Origin of the sequence: Cellulosimicrobium funkei (assembly GCF_004519295.1) — a bacterium.
Lineage (GTDB): Bacteria > Actinomycetota > Actinomycetes > Actinomycetales > Cellulomonadaceae > Cellulosimicrobium > Cellulosimicrobium funkei.
In genome coordinates, this window is sequence record NZ_SOZH01000010.1 from 138,251 (window position 1) to 151,999 (window position 13,749).

At 75.2% G+C, this 13,749-nt stretch carries 13 protein-coding genes; 8 read left to right on the top strand and 5 right to left on the bottom strand.

The features are described 5' to 3' along the window. Positions 1 to 65: 65 nt before the first annotated feature. On the top strand, positions 66 to 1,136 hold the full coding sequence (gene miaA, locus E1O70_RS16715; RefSeq protein ID WP_061267570.1) for a tRNA (adenosine(37)-N6)-dimethylallyltransferase MiaA: 1,071 nt from the start codon (positions 66 to 68) through the stop codon (positions 1,134 to 1,136). Then, the gene (gene dapF / locus E1O70_RS16720) at positions 1,133 to 2,161 is read left to right on the top strand and encodes a diaminopimelate epimerase (RefSeq protein WP_082774406.1); all 1,029 of its coding nucleotides are present in this window, start codon (positions 1,133 to 1,135) and stop codon (positions 2,159 to 2,161) included. Before miaA ends, dapF begins: the two co-directional genes overlap by 4 nt. A gap of 8 nt (positions 2,162 to 2,169) precedes the next feature. Here the strand turns inward: dapF and E1O70_RS16725 are convergent, their stop codons facing one another. Beyond that, positions 2,170 to 2,856 carry a class I SAM-dependent methyltransferase gene (locus E1O70_RS16725; protein WP_061267571.1) on the bottom strand — a complete coding sequence of 229 codons (687 nt, stop codon included), beginning with the start codon at positions 2,854 to 2,856 and terminating at the stop codon, positions 2,170 to 2,172. A 158-nt stretch (positions 2,857 to 3,014) separates the two neighbouring features. On the opposite strand from E1O70_RS16725, the gene hflX reads away from it, so the two are divergent. The 3 genes from hflX to E1O70_RS16740 all read left to right on the top strand — a co-directional run bounded on the left by hflX (position 3,015) and on the right by E1O70_RS16740 (position 7,898). Further along, positions 3,015 to 4,571 carry a GTPase HflX gene (gene hflX, locus E1O70_RS16730; RefSeq protein WP_061267572.1) on the top strand — a complete coding sequence of 519 codons (1,557 nt, stop codon included), beginning with the start codon at positions 3,015 to 3,017 and terminating at the stop codon, positions 4,569 to 4,571. A gap of 145 nt (positions 4,572 to 4,716) precedes the next feature. Continuing rightward, positions 4,717 to 6,861, top strand: a complete 2,145-nt coding sequence (locus E1O70_RS16735; RefSeq protein WP_370670908.1) for an ATP-dependent DNA helicase — start codon at positions 4,717 to 4,719, stop codon at positions 6,859 to 6,861. Between the two features lie 29 nt (positions 6,862 to 6,890). Next, positions 6,891 to 7,898 carry an L-lactate dehydrogenase gene (locus E1O70_RS16740; protein WP_082774407.1) on the top strand — a complete coding sequence of 336 codons (1,008 nt, stop codon included), beginning with the start codon at positions 6,891 to 6,893 and terminating at the stop codon, positions 7,896 to 7,898. A gap of 114 nt (positions 7,899 to 8,012) precedes the next feature. Here E1O70_RS16740 and lexA read toward each other — a convergent pair whose 3' ends face one another. Continuing rightward, the gene (lexA, locus tag E1O70_RS16745; protein WP_031315073.1) at positions 8,013 to 8,747 is read right to left on the bottom strand and encodes a transcriptional repressor LexA; all 735 of its coding nucleotides are present in this window, start codon (positions 8,745 to 8,747) and stop codon (positions 8,013 to 8,015) included. Between the two features lie 336 nt (positions 8,748 to 9,083). On the opposite strand from lexA, the gene E1O70_RS16750 reads away from it, so the two are divergent. After that, a complete protein-coding gene (locus tag E1O70_RS16750; RefSeq protein WP_061267574.1) occupies positions 9,084 to 9,458 on the top strand; it encodes a LysM peptidoglycan-binding domain-containing protein in 375 nt (124 codons plus the stop codon). A gap of 368 nt (positions 9,459 to 9,826) precedes the next feature. Continuing rightward, positions 9,827 to 10,357: a transcriptional regulator NrdR gene (gene nrdR, locus E1O70_RS16755; RefSeq protein WP_061267575.1), complete on the top strand. Its 531-nt coding sequence runs from the start codon at positions 9,827 to 9,829 to the stop codon at positions 10,355 to 10,357. 67 nt (positions 10,358 to 10,424) lie between these two features. Here nrdR and E1O70_RS16760 read toward each other — a convergent pair whose 3' ends face one another. After that, entirely contained in the window at positions 10,425 to 11,522 is a 1,098-nt protein-coding gene (locus E1O70_RS16760; RefSeq protein ID WP_061267576.1) for an aldo/keto reductase, read from the bottom strand. A gap of 211 nt (positions 11,523 to 11,733) precedes the next feature. Between E1O70_RS16760 and E1O70_RS16765 the strand changes: the two genes are divergently transcribed. Continuing rightward, positions 11,734 to 11,928 (top strand): DUF5302 domain-containing protein, encoded by a 195-nt coding sequence (locus tag E1O70_RS16765; protein ID WP_043654554.1) that lies wholly within the window; start codon positions 11,734 to 11,736, stop codon positions 11,926 to 11,928. A 61-nt stretch (positions 11,929 to 11,989) separates the two neighbouring features. On the opposite strand, the gene E1O70_RS16770 is transcribed toward E1O70_RS16765, so the two are convergent. Together E1O70_RS16770 and serA are read right to left on the bottom strand one after the other, a co-directional pair. Next, positions 11,990 to 12,409 (bottom strand): pyridoxamine 5'-phosphate oxidase family protein, encoded by a 420-nt coding sequence (locus E1O70_RS16770; RefSeq protein ID WP_021482810.1) that lies wholly within the window; start codon positions 12,407 to 12,409, stop codon positions 11,990 to 11,992. Positions 12,410 to 12,528: 119 nt separating this feature from the next. Continuing rightward, positions 12,529 to 13,728 (bottom strand): phosphoglycerate dehydrogenase, encoded by a 1,200-nt coding sequence (gene serA, locus E1O70_RS16775; RefSeq protein ID WP_021482809.1) that lies wholly within the window; start codon positions 13,726 to 13,728, stop codon positions 12,529 to 12,531. Positions 13,729 to 13,749 lie beyond the last annotated feature (21 nt).

The window sequence follows — 13,749 nt, forward strand, 5'->3', positions numbered from 1 at the left end:
ACACACTACGCATCCCCGCCCACACCCCTCGGGCCGTCGGCCGCCCGGACGGTAGCGTTGCGCGGGTGAAAACCCAGCACGACCCCGCCGGCCCGCCCCGGCCCGGCCCGGGCGTCGTCGTCGCCGTCGTCGGCCCGACGGCCACGGGGAAGTCCGACCTCGCTCTCGACCTCGCCGAGCGCCTGTCCGTCCCCGGGGCGCCCGCGGAGATCGTCAACGCCGACGCCTACCAGCTCTACCGCGGCATGGACGTCGGGACCGCGAAGGTCCCCGTCGCCGAGCGCCGCGGCGTGCGCCACCACCTCCTCGACGTGCTCGACCCCGCCGAGGACGCGTCCGTGGCCCGCTACCAGACCGAGGCCCGCCGCGTGCTCGACGAGATCGCCGCGCGGGGTGCGCGTGCCGTCGTCGTGGGCGGCAGCGGGCTGTACGTCCGCGCCCTCCTCGACGACATGCGGTTCCCGGGCACGGATCCCGCCGTGCGGGCGGCGCTCGAGGCGCGCGCGGAGGAGCAGGGCCCGCGCGCGCTGCACGACGAGCTCCTCCGGCGCGACCCCGCGGCGGCCGCGAGCATCGGCCCGGCCAACACCCGCCGGCTCGTCCGGGCGCTCGAGGTCATGGAGCTCACCGGCGAGCCGTTCACGGCGAACCTCCCGCGCCAGGTCTACGTCCGCCCGACCGTGCAGATCGGCCTCGACTGCGACCGGGCCGTGCTCGACGCGCGGGTCGCCGGCCGCGTCGGGCGGATGTGGGAGCAGGGCCTCGTGGCCGAGGTGCGCCGCGTCGAGGCGCACGGCATGGGCCGCACGGCCCGGCGCGCCGTCGGCTACGCGGAGGTGCTCGCCGCGCTCCACGGCGAGACCACGCAGGACGCCGCGCGCGAGGCCGTCACCGCGAACACGCGGCGCCTCGCGCGCAAGCAGATGGGCTGGTTCGGCCGGGACCCGCGCGTCGGGTGGCTCGACGCGCAGTCGCCGACGCGCGTCGAGGACGCTCTCGCGCTCGTCGCCGCGGCGGACGAGCGCGCTGCCGCGCAGGGCACGGACGGGCACGACCCCGCGACCGTGCCGGGCACCGCCGTCGGGCCGGACGAGGCGGACGGCGGCGCGCCCGTGCGCCGTAGTCTGGGCTCATGACGCGCACCCGCTTCACCAAGGGCCACGGGACCCGCAACGACTTCGTGCTCCTCGCCGACACGAAGGGCGAGCTCGACCTCACGCCCGAGCTCGTGCGCGCGCTCGCCGACCGCCGCGGCGGCGTCGGGGGGGACGGCGTCATCCGCCTCGTGCCGACCGCTCTCGTCCCGGAGTCGCGCGACGTGCTCGCGGAGGACCCGCACGCCATCTGGTTCATGGACTACCGCAACGCTGACGGCTCGGTCGCCGAGATGTGCGGCAACGGGGTCCGCGTCTTCGCGGCCTTCGCCGAGCGCCTCGGGCTCGTGAGCTTCGCGGGGGGCACCGAGGTCCCGGTCGGCACGCGCGCGGGCGTCAAGCGCGTGCGCAAGGAGGACGACGGCTGGTTCGCCGTCGACATGGGCCCGTGGTTCCTCCCCGGCGGGCGCCCCGCGCTCCAGGACGGCTACGACGCGACCGTCGTCGTGCGGGGCTGGGAGGTCCCGCGCCCGGCGCTCAGCGTCGACCTCGGCAACCCCCACACCGTCCTCGCCGTCGCGCGCGAGGACGTGCTCGAGCGCGCCGACCTCACCGAGGCGCCCGTCGTCGAGCCGCATCCGTCCCACGGGACGAACGTCGAGCTCGTGGTGCCCCTCGGCGAGACGACCGCGGACGACGGCACCGTCGTCGGGCACGTGCGCATGCGCGTGCACGAGCGCGGCGTCGGGGAGACGCCGTCGTGCGGCACGGGCGCGTGCGCGGCGGCGCTCGCGGTCCGCGTGTGGGGCGGTCCCGACGCGCCGGACACCTACCTCGTCGACGTCCCGGGCGGCACGGTGCGCGTGCGGGCGCTCCCGGGCGGCCGCGTCGAGCTCGCCGGTCCCGCGGTGCTCGTCCACGCGGGGGAGATCGACCTCGCCGCGCTCTTCCCGGCGACGCCGCGCCCGGCGGACGACGACGCGCACCACGGCGCGGACGGGCCTGTGACCGACCAGCCCGCCGAGCCGGTCGCGGCGGCGTCCGAGGGCGACCGCGCGCCGGTCTGACCGCCGGCTCAGCGGGGCGCGACGACCTCGAGGACGCGGAACCCCTTCGCGCTCGCGGCGCGCTCGACGACCGCGCCCGACAGGAGCGGGGGCAGCGCCTCGGCGAGCCAGCGCTGGAGCGAGTCCGAGCCCAGGTTCCGCTGCACCACGAGGTGCGCGCTCGCGCCCGGCGCGAGCCGGGGCAGCCAGTGGAGGAGCATCCCGTGCAGGGCGTCCTTGCCGACCCGGATCGGCGGGTTCGACCACAGCGCGGCGAGCGCGACGTCGGGCACGTCGTCCGGGAGGACGGCCCGGACGTTGTCCAGCCCGAGCCGCTGCGCGTTGCGGCGCACGAGGTCGAGCGCGCGCTCGTTGACGTCGACGGCCCACACTGTCGCCTCCGGCGCCTCGAGGGCCATCGTCAGGGCGACCGGGCCCCAGCCGCAGCCGAGGTCGAGGACGTGGGCGGGTCCGTCGTCGGGCCGGGCCGCGAGGACGTCGTCGAGCGGCGGGGTGGTGCGCAGGAGCACCTGCGTGCCGAGGTCCAGCCGGCCGGGGGAGAAGACGCCCGAGGCGACCTCGACCTCGACGTCGCGGCCCGCGAGCCGCACGGAGATCGTGCGGCGCTCGGCGGCGGACGCGGGCCGGGCGGTGAAGTAGTGGTCCGCCGCGCCGTCGGGCGCGGCGTCGACGGCGGGGTCCTGGTCCTCGGTCACGTCGGCCGATCCTACGCGGGCGCGCCCAGTCAGGAGGCGGCGCGGCGCGCCCGGGCCGCTCGTCGTGCGCTTAACCGCTGGCCCCGGGACGATTTCGCGTGCCACGCTTGTTGTCACACCCGGACGCACGAGCGCCCACCACCGACGGAAGGCGGCACATGAGCCCAACCCCTGCGAACACCCCGAACCCCACCTCGGCTCAGGACGAGCCGACCGGCGCGACGCGGGACATCGCGAGCGACGTCGTGGCGCGGGTGCTCGCTCGGGCCGGGACGGCACGCGCCGAGGGCGGCACGGTCCACACGGAGCACGACGGCGAGCAGCTCGAGCTCGAGGAGCGCAGCGCGCTGCGCCGCGTCGTCGGCCTGTCGACCGAGCTCGAGGACGTCACCGAGGTCGAGTACCGGCAGCTGCGCCTCGAGAAGGTCGTGCTCGTCGGGCTCTGGAGCCCCGGCTCCGACCCGCGCGAGGACGGCGCGCCCACGTCCGCCGAGGAGGCCGAGATCTCGCTGCGCGAGCTCGCCGCCCTCGCGGAGACCGCGGGCTCGCAGGTGCTCGACGGCGTGATCCAGCGCCGCGCGAAGCCCGACCCGGGCACGTACCTGGGCTCCGGCAAGGCCGCGCAGCTCGCCGACGTCGTCGCCGCCAGCGGCGCGGACACGGTCGTGATCGACGGCGAGCTCGCTCCCTCCCAGCGGCGCGCGCTCGAGGACATCGTCAAGGTCAAGGTGATCGACCGGACCGCCCTGATCCTCGACATCTTCGCCCAGCACGCCAAGTCGCGGGAGGGCAAGGCCCAGGTCGAGCTCGCCCAGCTCGAGTACCTCCTCCCGCGCCTGCGCGGCTGGGGCGAGTCGATGTCCCGCCAGGCGGGTGGTCAGGTCGGCGGCGCCGGCGCGGGCATGGGGTCGCGCGGTCCCGGTGAGACGAAGATCGAGCTGGACCGCCGGCGCATCCGCAACCGCATGGCCAAGCTGCGCCGCGAGATCCAGGCGATGGCCCCGGGGCGCGAGACGAAGCGCGCGTCGCGCAAGCGGCACGCCGTGCCGTCCGTCGCGATCGCGGGCTACACGAACGCGGGCAAGTCGAGCCTGCTCAACGCCATCACCGGCGCGGGCGTGCTCGTCGAGAACGCGCTGTTCGCGACGCTCGACCCCACGGTGCGCCGCACGCGCACCGAGGACGGCCGGGTCTACACGCTCGCCGACACCGTCGGGTTCGTGCGCGCGCTGCCGCACCAGCTCGTCGAGGCGTTCCGCTCGACGCTCGAGGAGGTCGGCGACGCCGACCTGCTGCTGCACGTGGTGGACGCCTCGCACCCGGACCCGGAGGGCCAGATCGCGGCGGTGCGCCACGTGCTGGCCGACATCCCGGGCGTGGAGGACGTGCCCGAGGTGATCGTGCTCAACAAGGCGGACCTCGCCGACCCGGAGACGATCGCACGCATCCGGCTGCGCGAACGCCGCACGGTCGTCGTGTCGGCGCACACGGGCGAGGGGATCGAGCACCTGCGCGAGCTCATCGCACACGAGCTCCCGCGCCCGGACGTGGAGATCGACGTCGTCGTGCCGTACCACCGGGGCGACCTCGTGCACCGCGTCCACACCGAGGGCGAGATCGACCACGAGGAGCACACGCCCGAGGGCACGCTCCTGCGCGGCCGCGTCGCCCAGGCGCTCGCGACGGAGCTCGTCGGAGCCTCCGCGGCGAGCTGAGCTCCTCCCGCCGGGACGGCCGGCGGACCGGGCGGCCCGACCTCGTGGACGACCCCGTGCGGCCTGCGCCGCGCGGGGTCGTCCCGTCTTCGCCGCGTCCACAGCCCTCGCCCGCGGCGTGGGCGCCCGACCGTAGACTCGTCGCGTGCCCCCCTCCACCCGAACCGCACCCGTGCCCGACCGTCCGGACACGGAGGCGACGGGCCGGGCCGGGGCGGACGCGGCTGCGTCGGCGTCCGGCGACGTGCCCGCCGTCGAGGAGCTCCTCGACCTCGCGGTCACGCGCCTGGGCGGCGCGCGGCGCGACGGCCAGCGGACCATGGCGCGTGCCGTCACGGACGCCATCGAGGGCTCCGAGCACCTCGTGGTCCAGGCCGGGACCGGGACGGGGAAGTCGCTCGGGTACCTCGTGCCGGCGGTGCGCCACGCGGTCGCGACCGACGAGCGCGTCGTCGTCTCGACGGCGACCCTCGCCCTCCAGCGCCAGGTCATCACGCGGGACCTCCCGCTCGTGGCCGACGCCGTCGCGGACCGCCTCCCGCGGCCCGCGTCGATCGCGCTCCTCAAGGGCTGGCACAACTACCTGTGCGTGCACAAGATCGCGGGCGGCTACCCCGCGGACGAGCCCACGCTCTTCGACCTCCCCGGCGAGGCGGCGGGCGCCGCCGACCACCCCGCCGCGCGCGCCGGGACGAGCATGGCGGCCCTCGGCGAGCAGGTCGTGCGCCTGCGGGAGTGGGCCGACGAGACGGCCACGGGCGACCGGGACGACCTCGTCCCCGGCGTGAGCGACAAGGCGTGGCGGCAGGTCTCCGTCACGGCGCTCGAGTGCCTGGGCCAGCGCTGCCCGCTGCTCGCCGAGTGCTTCCCCGAGCGGGCGCGCGCCGCGGCGCGCGAGGCCGACGTCGTCGTGACGAACCACGCGATGCTCGGCATCGCGGCCATGGGGTCGCCCGGCGTGCTGCCCGAGCACGACGTCCTCGTCGTCGACGAGGCGCACGAGCTCGCCGACCGCGTCACGGCCGCCGCGACGGTGGACCTCTCGGTCCCGGCGATCGAGGGCGCGGCGCGCCTCGCCCGCCGCCACGGCGGGGTCACGACGGACGCGCTCGACGCCGCGTCCGCCGCGTTCGGCACGGTCGTCGGGTCGCTGCCCGCCGAGCGCTTCCCGGACGGCCTGCCCGACGCCGCGCGCTCGGCCGTCGCGGCGGTCCGGGACGCCGCGCGCGAGGTGCTCTCCACGCTCAAGCCCGAGACCGGCGTGACCAAGCCGGCCCAGCCGGACACGGGCCGGAAGATGGCGCAGTCGACGATGCTGCAGCTCTTCGAGGTCGCCGAGCGCATGGCGGCCGACCCCACGGGCCACGACGTGCTGTGGTGCTCGCGGCCCGGGGAGGGCGGCTGGTCCGGCGACCGCTTCGGCGACGGCGCGAGCCGCCTGCACGCCGCCCCGCTCGGCGTGGCGGGCCTCATCCGGACCCACCTGCTCGCGGAGCGCACCGGCGTCTTCACGTCCGCGACGCTCGCGCTCGGCGGGAGCTTCGACGCCGTCGCGCGCACCTTCGGGCTCGGCCCCGCGGCGACGGGCGGAGCCGCGGACGCGGGCGACGGCGACGCGCCGCGCTGGCGCGGGCTCGACGTCGGGAGCCCGTTCGACTACCCGCGCCAGGGCATCCTCTACGTCGCGAAGCGCCTGCCGACGCCCGGCCGCGAGGCGTCGACCGAGCACCAGCTCGACGAGATCGCGGCGCTCGTCGAGGCCGCCGGCGGTCGGACCCTCGGCCTGTTCTCCTCGCGGCGCGCCGCGGTGGCCGCGGCGGAGGCGATGCGCGAGCGGCTGGACGTGCCGGTCCTGTGCCAGGGCGACGACCAGCTGCCGACCCTCGTGCGGGAGTTCGCCGAGGACCCGGCGACGTGCTTGTTCGGCACGCTGTCGCTGTGGCAGGGCGTGGACGTGCCCGGGCCGTCGTGCCAGCTCGTGCTCATCGACCGCATCCCGTTCCCGCGCCCGGACGACCCGGTGAAGTCGGCCCGGGCTCGCGCCGTCGAGGCTGCGGGCGGCAACGGGTTCATGCAGGTCTCCGCGACGCACGCGGCCCTCCTGCTCGCCCAGGGGGCCGGGCGGCTCGTGCGGTCCACGGCCGACCGCGGGGTCGTCGCGGTCCTGGACCCGCGGCTCGTGACGGCGCGCTACGGGTCCTTCCTCACGCGGTCCATGCCGGGGTTCTGGCAGACGACCGACCGCGACGTGGCCACCGCTGCGCTCCGCCGCCTCGCCGCCCTAGGCTGAGCCCTTTCCAGCGACTTCACGGAGGCGACATGACGAGCACGTCACCGCAGGGCACCGGCGACGCGACCACGGGCGGTCTGGGAGGGGGAGCGCGGACGACGAAGCTCGCGATCGTCGGCGCCGGTGCCGTCGGATCGACGCTGGCCTACGCCGCGCTCATGCGCGGCGCGGCGCGCACGGTGGCGCTCCTCGACGTCAACCGCGCGAAGGTCGAGGCCGAGGTCCTCGACCTCCAGCACGGCATCCAGTTCATGCCCATGGCGCGCGTCGAGGGGTCCGACGACGTCGCGGTGTGCGCGGGGGCCGACGTCGTCGTGGTCACGGCCGGCGCCAAGCAGAAGCCGGGCCAGACGCGTCTCGACCTCGCCGAGGGCACGATCGGGCTCATGCGGACGATCCTCCCGGGCCTCGTGGAGGTCGCCCCGGACGCCGTCTACGTCATGGTGACCAACCCGGTCGACATCGTCACGTACGCGGCGCTCAAGTTCTCGGGGCTGCCCCCGACCCAGCTCTTCGGCAGCGGCACCGTGCTCGACTCCTCGCGGCTGCGGTTCCTCGTGGCGCAGCACTGCGGCGTCGCGGTGCAGAACGTGCACGCGTACATCGCGGGGGAGCACGGCGACAGCGAGATCCCGCTCTGGAGCTCCGCGACGATCGGCGGTGCGCCGCTGCTCGAGTGGCAGGGCATCGGCGGTCGGGGACCGCTCACGGGCGACGTGCGCGACGAGATCGCGCGGGAGGTCGTGCAGTCGGCCTACCGGATCATCGAGGGCAAGGGCGCGACCAACTACGCGGTCGGGCTCGCGGGCACCCGGATCATCGAGGCGGTGCTCGCCGACGAGCACCGGGTGCTGCCCGTGTCGACGCTCCTCGACGGCATCTACGGGCTCGAGGACGTCTGCCTGTCGCTCCCGACGCTCGTCGACCGCCGGGGCGCGACGGAGCGCGTCGAGGTCCCGCTCGCGGACGACGAGCTCGCGGGCCTGCGCTCGTCCGCGGAGTCGCTGCGCGCGGTCGCGCGACGCTTCGGGCTCTGAGCCCGCGGGCCCGTCGGGCCTGGCACGACGAGAGCCGGGCGGTCGAGGGACCGCCCGGCTCTCGTGCTGTCCGGAGCCTGCCCGCAGGGGCGCCCGGAGCCGCTCGGGGACCGTTCAGAGGCTGCGCAGGACGGAGACGACGCGCCCCAGCACCTGGGCGTCGTCGCCGGGGATCGGGTCGTACGCGGCGTTGTGCGGCATGAGCCAGACATGGCCGTCGGCGCGCCGCAGGCTCTTCACGGTGGCCTCGCCGTCGATCATCGCGGCCACGATCTCGCCGTTCTCCGCGACCGGCTGGCGCCGCACGACGACCCAGTCGCCGTCGCAGATCGCGGCGTCGATCATCGAGTCGCCCTGCACGCGCAGGAGGAAGAGCTCTCCCTCGCCGACGAGCTGGCGCGGCAGCGGGAAGACGTCCTCCACGACCTGCTCCGCGAGGATCGGGCCACCGGCGGCGATACGGCCGACGACGGGGACGTACGACGGCGCGGGGTGGGCCTCGTCGTACGCCGGCTCGGGGGCCGTGCCAGCTGGCGCGAGCGGGGTCGCGCGGCGGGCGTCGTCGGGCTGGACCACCTCGATGGCGCGCGGACGGTTCGGGTCGCGCCGCAGGAACCCCTTGCGCTCGAGCGTGGTGAGCTGGTGCTTGACGGAGGACGGGCTCGTGAGCCCGACGGCCTCGCCGATCTCGCGCATGCTCGGCGGGTAGCCGCGCTGCTCGACGCACGCGCGGATGGTCTCGAGCACGAGCCGCTGGCGCGGGGTGAGCCCGTCACCCCCTGCCGACCCGTCCGGCAGCTCGCGCACCTCGGCGAGCCCCCGTGCCCTGTCCGTGCCTCGTCCCGCCATGGTCGCTCCGCCCTCGTCCGTCGCGTGCCGCCGGCGCCAGCCGGGCCTGCGGCCTCCCCTCCCCGGAGCGTGCGCCCCGGGAGCTCGGTCGCCCCTCCGGGTCCGAGCGGACATGTCCGGCGAACCGACCTGAGCCCAGGCTAGGGGAGGATGCGACACGAATCAAACACCTGTTCGAGCATGTCTCGACTCTGTCGGTCGTTCGTGATAGACCTTCGTACAGATGTTCTACGTACAGGTGTTCGACCGCAGCGGGTCGGCGTGGAGATGAGACGGGCACGCGGGTCCGATCGACCGGGGAAGGCGATCGGGCTCGCGGGCCGGGACGGAGGGGACATGGACACGGTGGCGATGGCGACGGCAGCGCCGCCCGCGCTCGGGCGGGGCGTTGCGGCGGAGCGAGGCGTGCGCCCGCAGGCACCGCTGCGGCTCACGCGACGCGGCCGTGCGGTCCTCGTGCTCCTGGTGGCTCTCGTGCTCGTCCTCGCGGCGCGCGTCGGCCTGGCCGTGGCGGGCGGGCCCGGGGAGCCGGTCGAGGTCCGGGTCCACGTCGTGAGCACGGGGGAGACCCTGTGGGAGCTCGCCCAGGGCGTCGCGGCCCCGGGTGAGGACCTCCGTGAGGTGGTCAGCGGGCTCGTGGAGCTGAACGGCCTGTCGTCGTCCGGCGTGCAGGCTGGCCAGACCATCCTGCTTCCGGTCGCTGAGCGGTGACGCGGCGCTCGGGCGCGGTCCAGGTCCTGTGACGCAGCACACGGTGCCGACGCGCGACAGGCTGCGGCCGAGGGTTGCGCCGGTGCCTTAGGTCCGCCTAAGTTAGTATCACCTCACACGCCGGCTGGGGGGCTGGGCGGACGAGGCGAGGAGTGTGCGGACCACCGCGACTCCTGTGCACGTCGCCGCGCGCGAGGCGAGTCGCGCGCGAGATGGGGACGGGGGCGTCCCGACGGGGGCGGTCGACTTCGACCGCCCCCGTTCTGCTGTCCGGGGCCGGGTGCGCCGTCGGCGTGTTGCACCGCGTGCCTGCGACGACATACGTTCGTCGCGCCGACCTGTCGGCGCGACCCGCGGAGGAGCCCGCCATGCACTGCCCGTTCTGCCGTCACGCGGACTCCCGCGTCGTCGACTCCCGCACGTCCGACGACGGTGCCTCCATCCGCCGGCGACGCCAGTGCCCGGAGTGCAACCGCCGCTTCACCACGATCGAGACCGCCAGCCTGTCCGTGGTCAAGCGGTCCGGGGTGACCGAGCCCTTCTCGCGCGAGAAGATCGTGAACGGCGTCCGCAAGGCCTGCCAGGGGCGCCCGGTGAACGAGGACGACCTCGCCGTCCTCGCACAGCGCGTCGAGGAGACCATCCGCGCGAGCGGGAGCGCCGAGCTCGACGCCTACGAGATCGGCCTCGCGATCCTCGGGCCGCTGCGCGAGCTCGACGAGGTCGCCTACCTGCGCTTCGCGAGCGTCTACCAGGCGTTCGACTCGCTCGAGGACTTCGAGAGCGCCATCACGTCGCTGCGCGTCGACCGGGAGGAGCGCGAGGCGGCGGCGGGCCGTGCGGCGGCCGAGGCCGCCGACGACGCCGCGACCGACCGCGAGGCGGCACCCCAGCCCTGACGGTCACGGGACGGTTCCGCGCCTCGTGACTCCGGCCCGAGGCTCGTGGCCCCGCAGCCGGACACGGTTACAGGTCGCTGGACCGCGACGCCCAGATGTTGATGCCCGTGTCCACGGGGAGGGCGTCGACGGCCGCGAGCTCCTCGGGGGAGAGGTCGGGGGCGTCGAGGGCCGCGAGGTTGTCGTCGAGCTGGCGCGTCGAGCTCGCGCCGAGCAGGACCGACGTGACGCGCTCGTCGCGCAGCGCCCAGCGGATCGCCGTGGACGCGAGCGTCCGCCCGTGGGCGCGCGCGAGCTCGTCGAGGTGGCGCACGCGGTCGAGGTTCTTCTCCGAGAGGAACGCCGGACGCAGCGGCCCGCCGCGCGCCGCGCGCGACCCGTCCGGGACCCCGTGGAGGTAGCGGTCCGTGAGCATGCCCTGGGCGAGCGGGGAGAACGCGACGACGCCGAGCCCTTCGTCGCCCGCGACGTCGAGCACGGTGGCCCCCGCCTCGTCGTGCGGGTCGGGCGCCTCGATCCACCGGTTGAGCATGGAGTAGGAGACCTGCGTGACGACGAGCTCGACCCCGACGTCGGCCGCGACCCGCAGGGCCTCACGCGTGCGCCGGGCGGAGTACGACGAGATGCCGGCGTAGCGGGCGCGCCCCGACCGGACCGCCGTCGCCAGCGCACCGATGGTCTCCTCGAGCGGGGTGGACGGGTCGTAGCGGTGCGAGTAGAAGATGTCGACGTGGTCGAGCCCGAGCCGGCGCAGCGACGCGTCGAGGGACGAGAGCAGGTACTTCCGTGACCCGCCCTCGCCGTAGGGGCCGGGTCCCATGCGGTAGCCCGCCTTGGTCGTCACGACGAGCTCGTCGCGCACGGGTCGGAGCTCGCGCGCGAGCAGCCGGCCCAGCGACTCCTCCGCAGCGCCACCGGGCGGCCCGTAGTTGTTGGCGAGGTCGAGGTGCGTCACGCCACGGTCGACGGCGTGCAGCACGATCTCGCGCTGCGTCGAGAAGGGGTCGGTGACGCCGAAGTTCTGCCAGAGCCCGAGCGCGACCTCCGGCACGCGCAGACCGCTCCGGCCGAGCGTGCGATGCGGGAGCGCGGCACGTGCCGGCGCGGGACCGCCGGTGGCGCGGGGAGGAGCGGGGGAGGCCTGCGGCGTGGGATCGGGCGACACGTCCCGACGCTACCCGACGGCGTTCGCCGCCCGGTCGTCGGCGCTCGCAGCGCGTTCGCCTGCGCCACCGCCCGCAGGTCCGGGACGGCGAGGCCGAGCGGACAAATCAGGTGGCGTCGGGCGGCGCGGTAGGGGACGCTGGCGGGGTGCCCGCAGCGTCGGGCCGACCGCAGTGCCCCCACTGAGTTCCCCCGTCGACGAGGAGACCGCCATGGCGTCCGACCCGCAGCGACCCGCTGCAGAGACCGCACCGACCGAGGAGGCCAAGGCGAAGTTCCGGGAGGCGCTCGACCGGAAGAACGCCGCGCGCCACCGCACGGCGGACGGCGAGTCGAACACGGGCTCCGTGCACGGCTCGGAGACCGTCGGACCGGTCCAGCGCACGTTCCGCCGCAAGTCCGGCTGAGCGCCACCTCCGACGTCCGGTCGTCCCCTGCGGGGCGGCCGGACGTCGTGCGTCGGGGGGTCTACGGCTCCGCGCGCGCGAAGCGTCGCCCGGTGAGCTCGTGGGCCTCGACCACGACCCACTCCTCGGTCGGGACGTCGACGGTCGGGACGAGCGGGTCCGCACCCTCCCGGACGGGATCCACCTCATGCTCGGTGCGCAGACGGTGGGCGGTGCCGCGCGCGACGACGCTCCACGCCCCGTCGTCGTCGACGTGGTCCCACTCCAGGGCGACCCGCTCGTTGATCGCGAGCGTCGCGAGCTTCGTGCCCGGGACCGTGCGGAACGCGAGCGTGCGCTCGTGCGCCCGCACGGTGACGGGGTAGATGTCCGGCTCGCCCCGCACGCTCACGGCGAGGCGTGCGACGTGGGTCCCCTCCACGAGGTCCCACGACGCGTCGGCGTCGAGGATCTGCGGCGCGTCGTGCAAGTATCCGGTCATGCTTCATCGTGGCACCGGCGCGCGAGCGGCGCTCAGCGGCGAAGGTCACCGCCGCCGAGGACCTTCGCCGCGTGCGGACGGGCCGCGCGCGGCGAAGGGTCCCGGGGTGCGGGGCTCCGTCAGTCGAGGATGCGCAGGGCGATCGTCTGCTCCATCGCGGCCAGCGCCTCGATGACGGCGGGCTCCACGCGCGAGCCGACGTCGGTGACGACGTAGCCGATCTCGCCGCGGGTGGCGAGGAGCTGGCCCTCGATGTTCGTCCCGTGCTCGGCGAGGGTCGCGTTGACGGCGGCGAGGACACCGGGGGTGTTGCGGTGCAGGTGCGTGATGCGCGTGATGCCCGTCGTCTGCTCGAGCGCGAGGTTCGGCACGTTGACGCTGAGCGTCGTGGAGCCGGTGGTGAGGTAGTCGCGCAGCTTCGCGGACACGAACTGCCCGATCGCCTCCTGCGCCTCCTCCGTCGAGCCGCCGATGTGCGGCGTGAGGATGACGTTCGGCAGGCCGCGCAGCTCGGAGTCGAACGCGTCGCCCTTGCGCTTGGGCTCGTGCGGGAAGACGTCGACCGCGGCACCGGCCACACGGCCCTCGACGATCGCCTCGCGCAGCGCGCCGTAGTCCACCACGAAGCCGCGCGACAGGTTGAGGAAGATCGAGCCCGGGCGCATGCGGGCGAACTGCTTGGCGCCGAACAGCCCGGCGTTGCCCTGGCGCCCGTCGACGTGGAGCGTGACGACGTCGGCCTGCTCGAGCAGCTCGTCGAGCGTGTCCATGCGGCGCGCGTTGCCGAGCGCGAGCTTCTCCGCCGTGTCGTAGAACACGACCGACATGCCGAGGTTCTCGGCGACCACCGAGAGCTGCGTGCCGATGTTGCCGTAGCCGACGATGCCGAGCGTGCGGCCACGGACCTCGTGGGCGCCCTCGGCCGACTTGTCCCAGCGACCCTCGTGCAGCGCGCGGTCGCGCTCGGTGAGGCGGCGCGTGAGCGCGATGATCTCGGCGAGCGCGAGCTCGACGACGGAGCGCGTGTTCTGGAACGGCGCGTTGAACACGGCGACGCCCTGCGTCGCGGCCGAGCGCAGGTCGATCTGGTTCGTGCCGATGCAGAACGCGCCGAGCGCCACCAGGTCGGGAGCGTTCTCGAGCACGTTCGCCGTGACGTTCGTCTTGGACCGGATGCCGAGCAGGTGGACGCCGTCGAGCGCCTCGATCAGCTCGGACTCGTCGAGGGCCCCGGTGCGGACGGTGACGTCGATGCCCGCGGCCTCGAGGTTCGAGGCGGCGAGGGGGTGCAGGTTTTCGAGGAGGAGGGCGCGTAGCACGTCCCCATGGTGCGCCCGTCC

What these genes read in the sequence shown, in the direction of transcription:
- dapF (WP_082774406.1), top strand. Translation starts at nt 1,133, where the DNA reads ATGACGCGCACCCGCTTCACCAAGGGCCACGGGACCCGCAACGACTTC.
- E1O70_RS16740 (WP_082774407.1), top strand. Translation starts at nt 6,891, where the DNA reads ATGACGAGCACGTCACCGCAGGGCACCGGCGACGCGACCACGGGCGGT.
- nrdR (WP_061267575.1), top strand. Translation starts at nt 9,827, where the DNA reads ATGCACTGCCCGTTCTGCCGTCACGCGGACTCCCGCGTCGTCGACTCC.
- E1O70_RS16765 (WP_043654554.1), top strand. Translation starts at nt 11,734, where the DNA reads ATGGCGTCCGACCCGCAGCGACCCGCTGCAGAGACCGCACCGACCGAG.
- E1O70_RS16770 (WP_021482810.1), bottom strand. Translation starts at nt 12,409, where the DNA reads ATGACCGGATACTTGCACGACGCGCCGCAGATCCTCGACGCCGACGCG.
- lexA (WP_031315073.1), bottom strand. Translation starts at nt 8,747, where the DNA reads ATGGCGGGACGAGGCACGGACAGGGCACGGGGGCTCGCCGAGGTGCGC.
- E1O70_RS16750 (WP_061267574.1), top strand. Translation starts at nt 9,084, where the DNA reads ATGGACACGGTGGCGATGGCGACGGCAGCGCCGCCCGCGCTCGGGCGG.
- hflX (WP_061267572.1), top strand. Translation starts at nt 3,015, where the DNA reads ATGAGCCCAACCCCTGCGAACACCCCGAACCCCACCTCGGCTCAGGAC.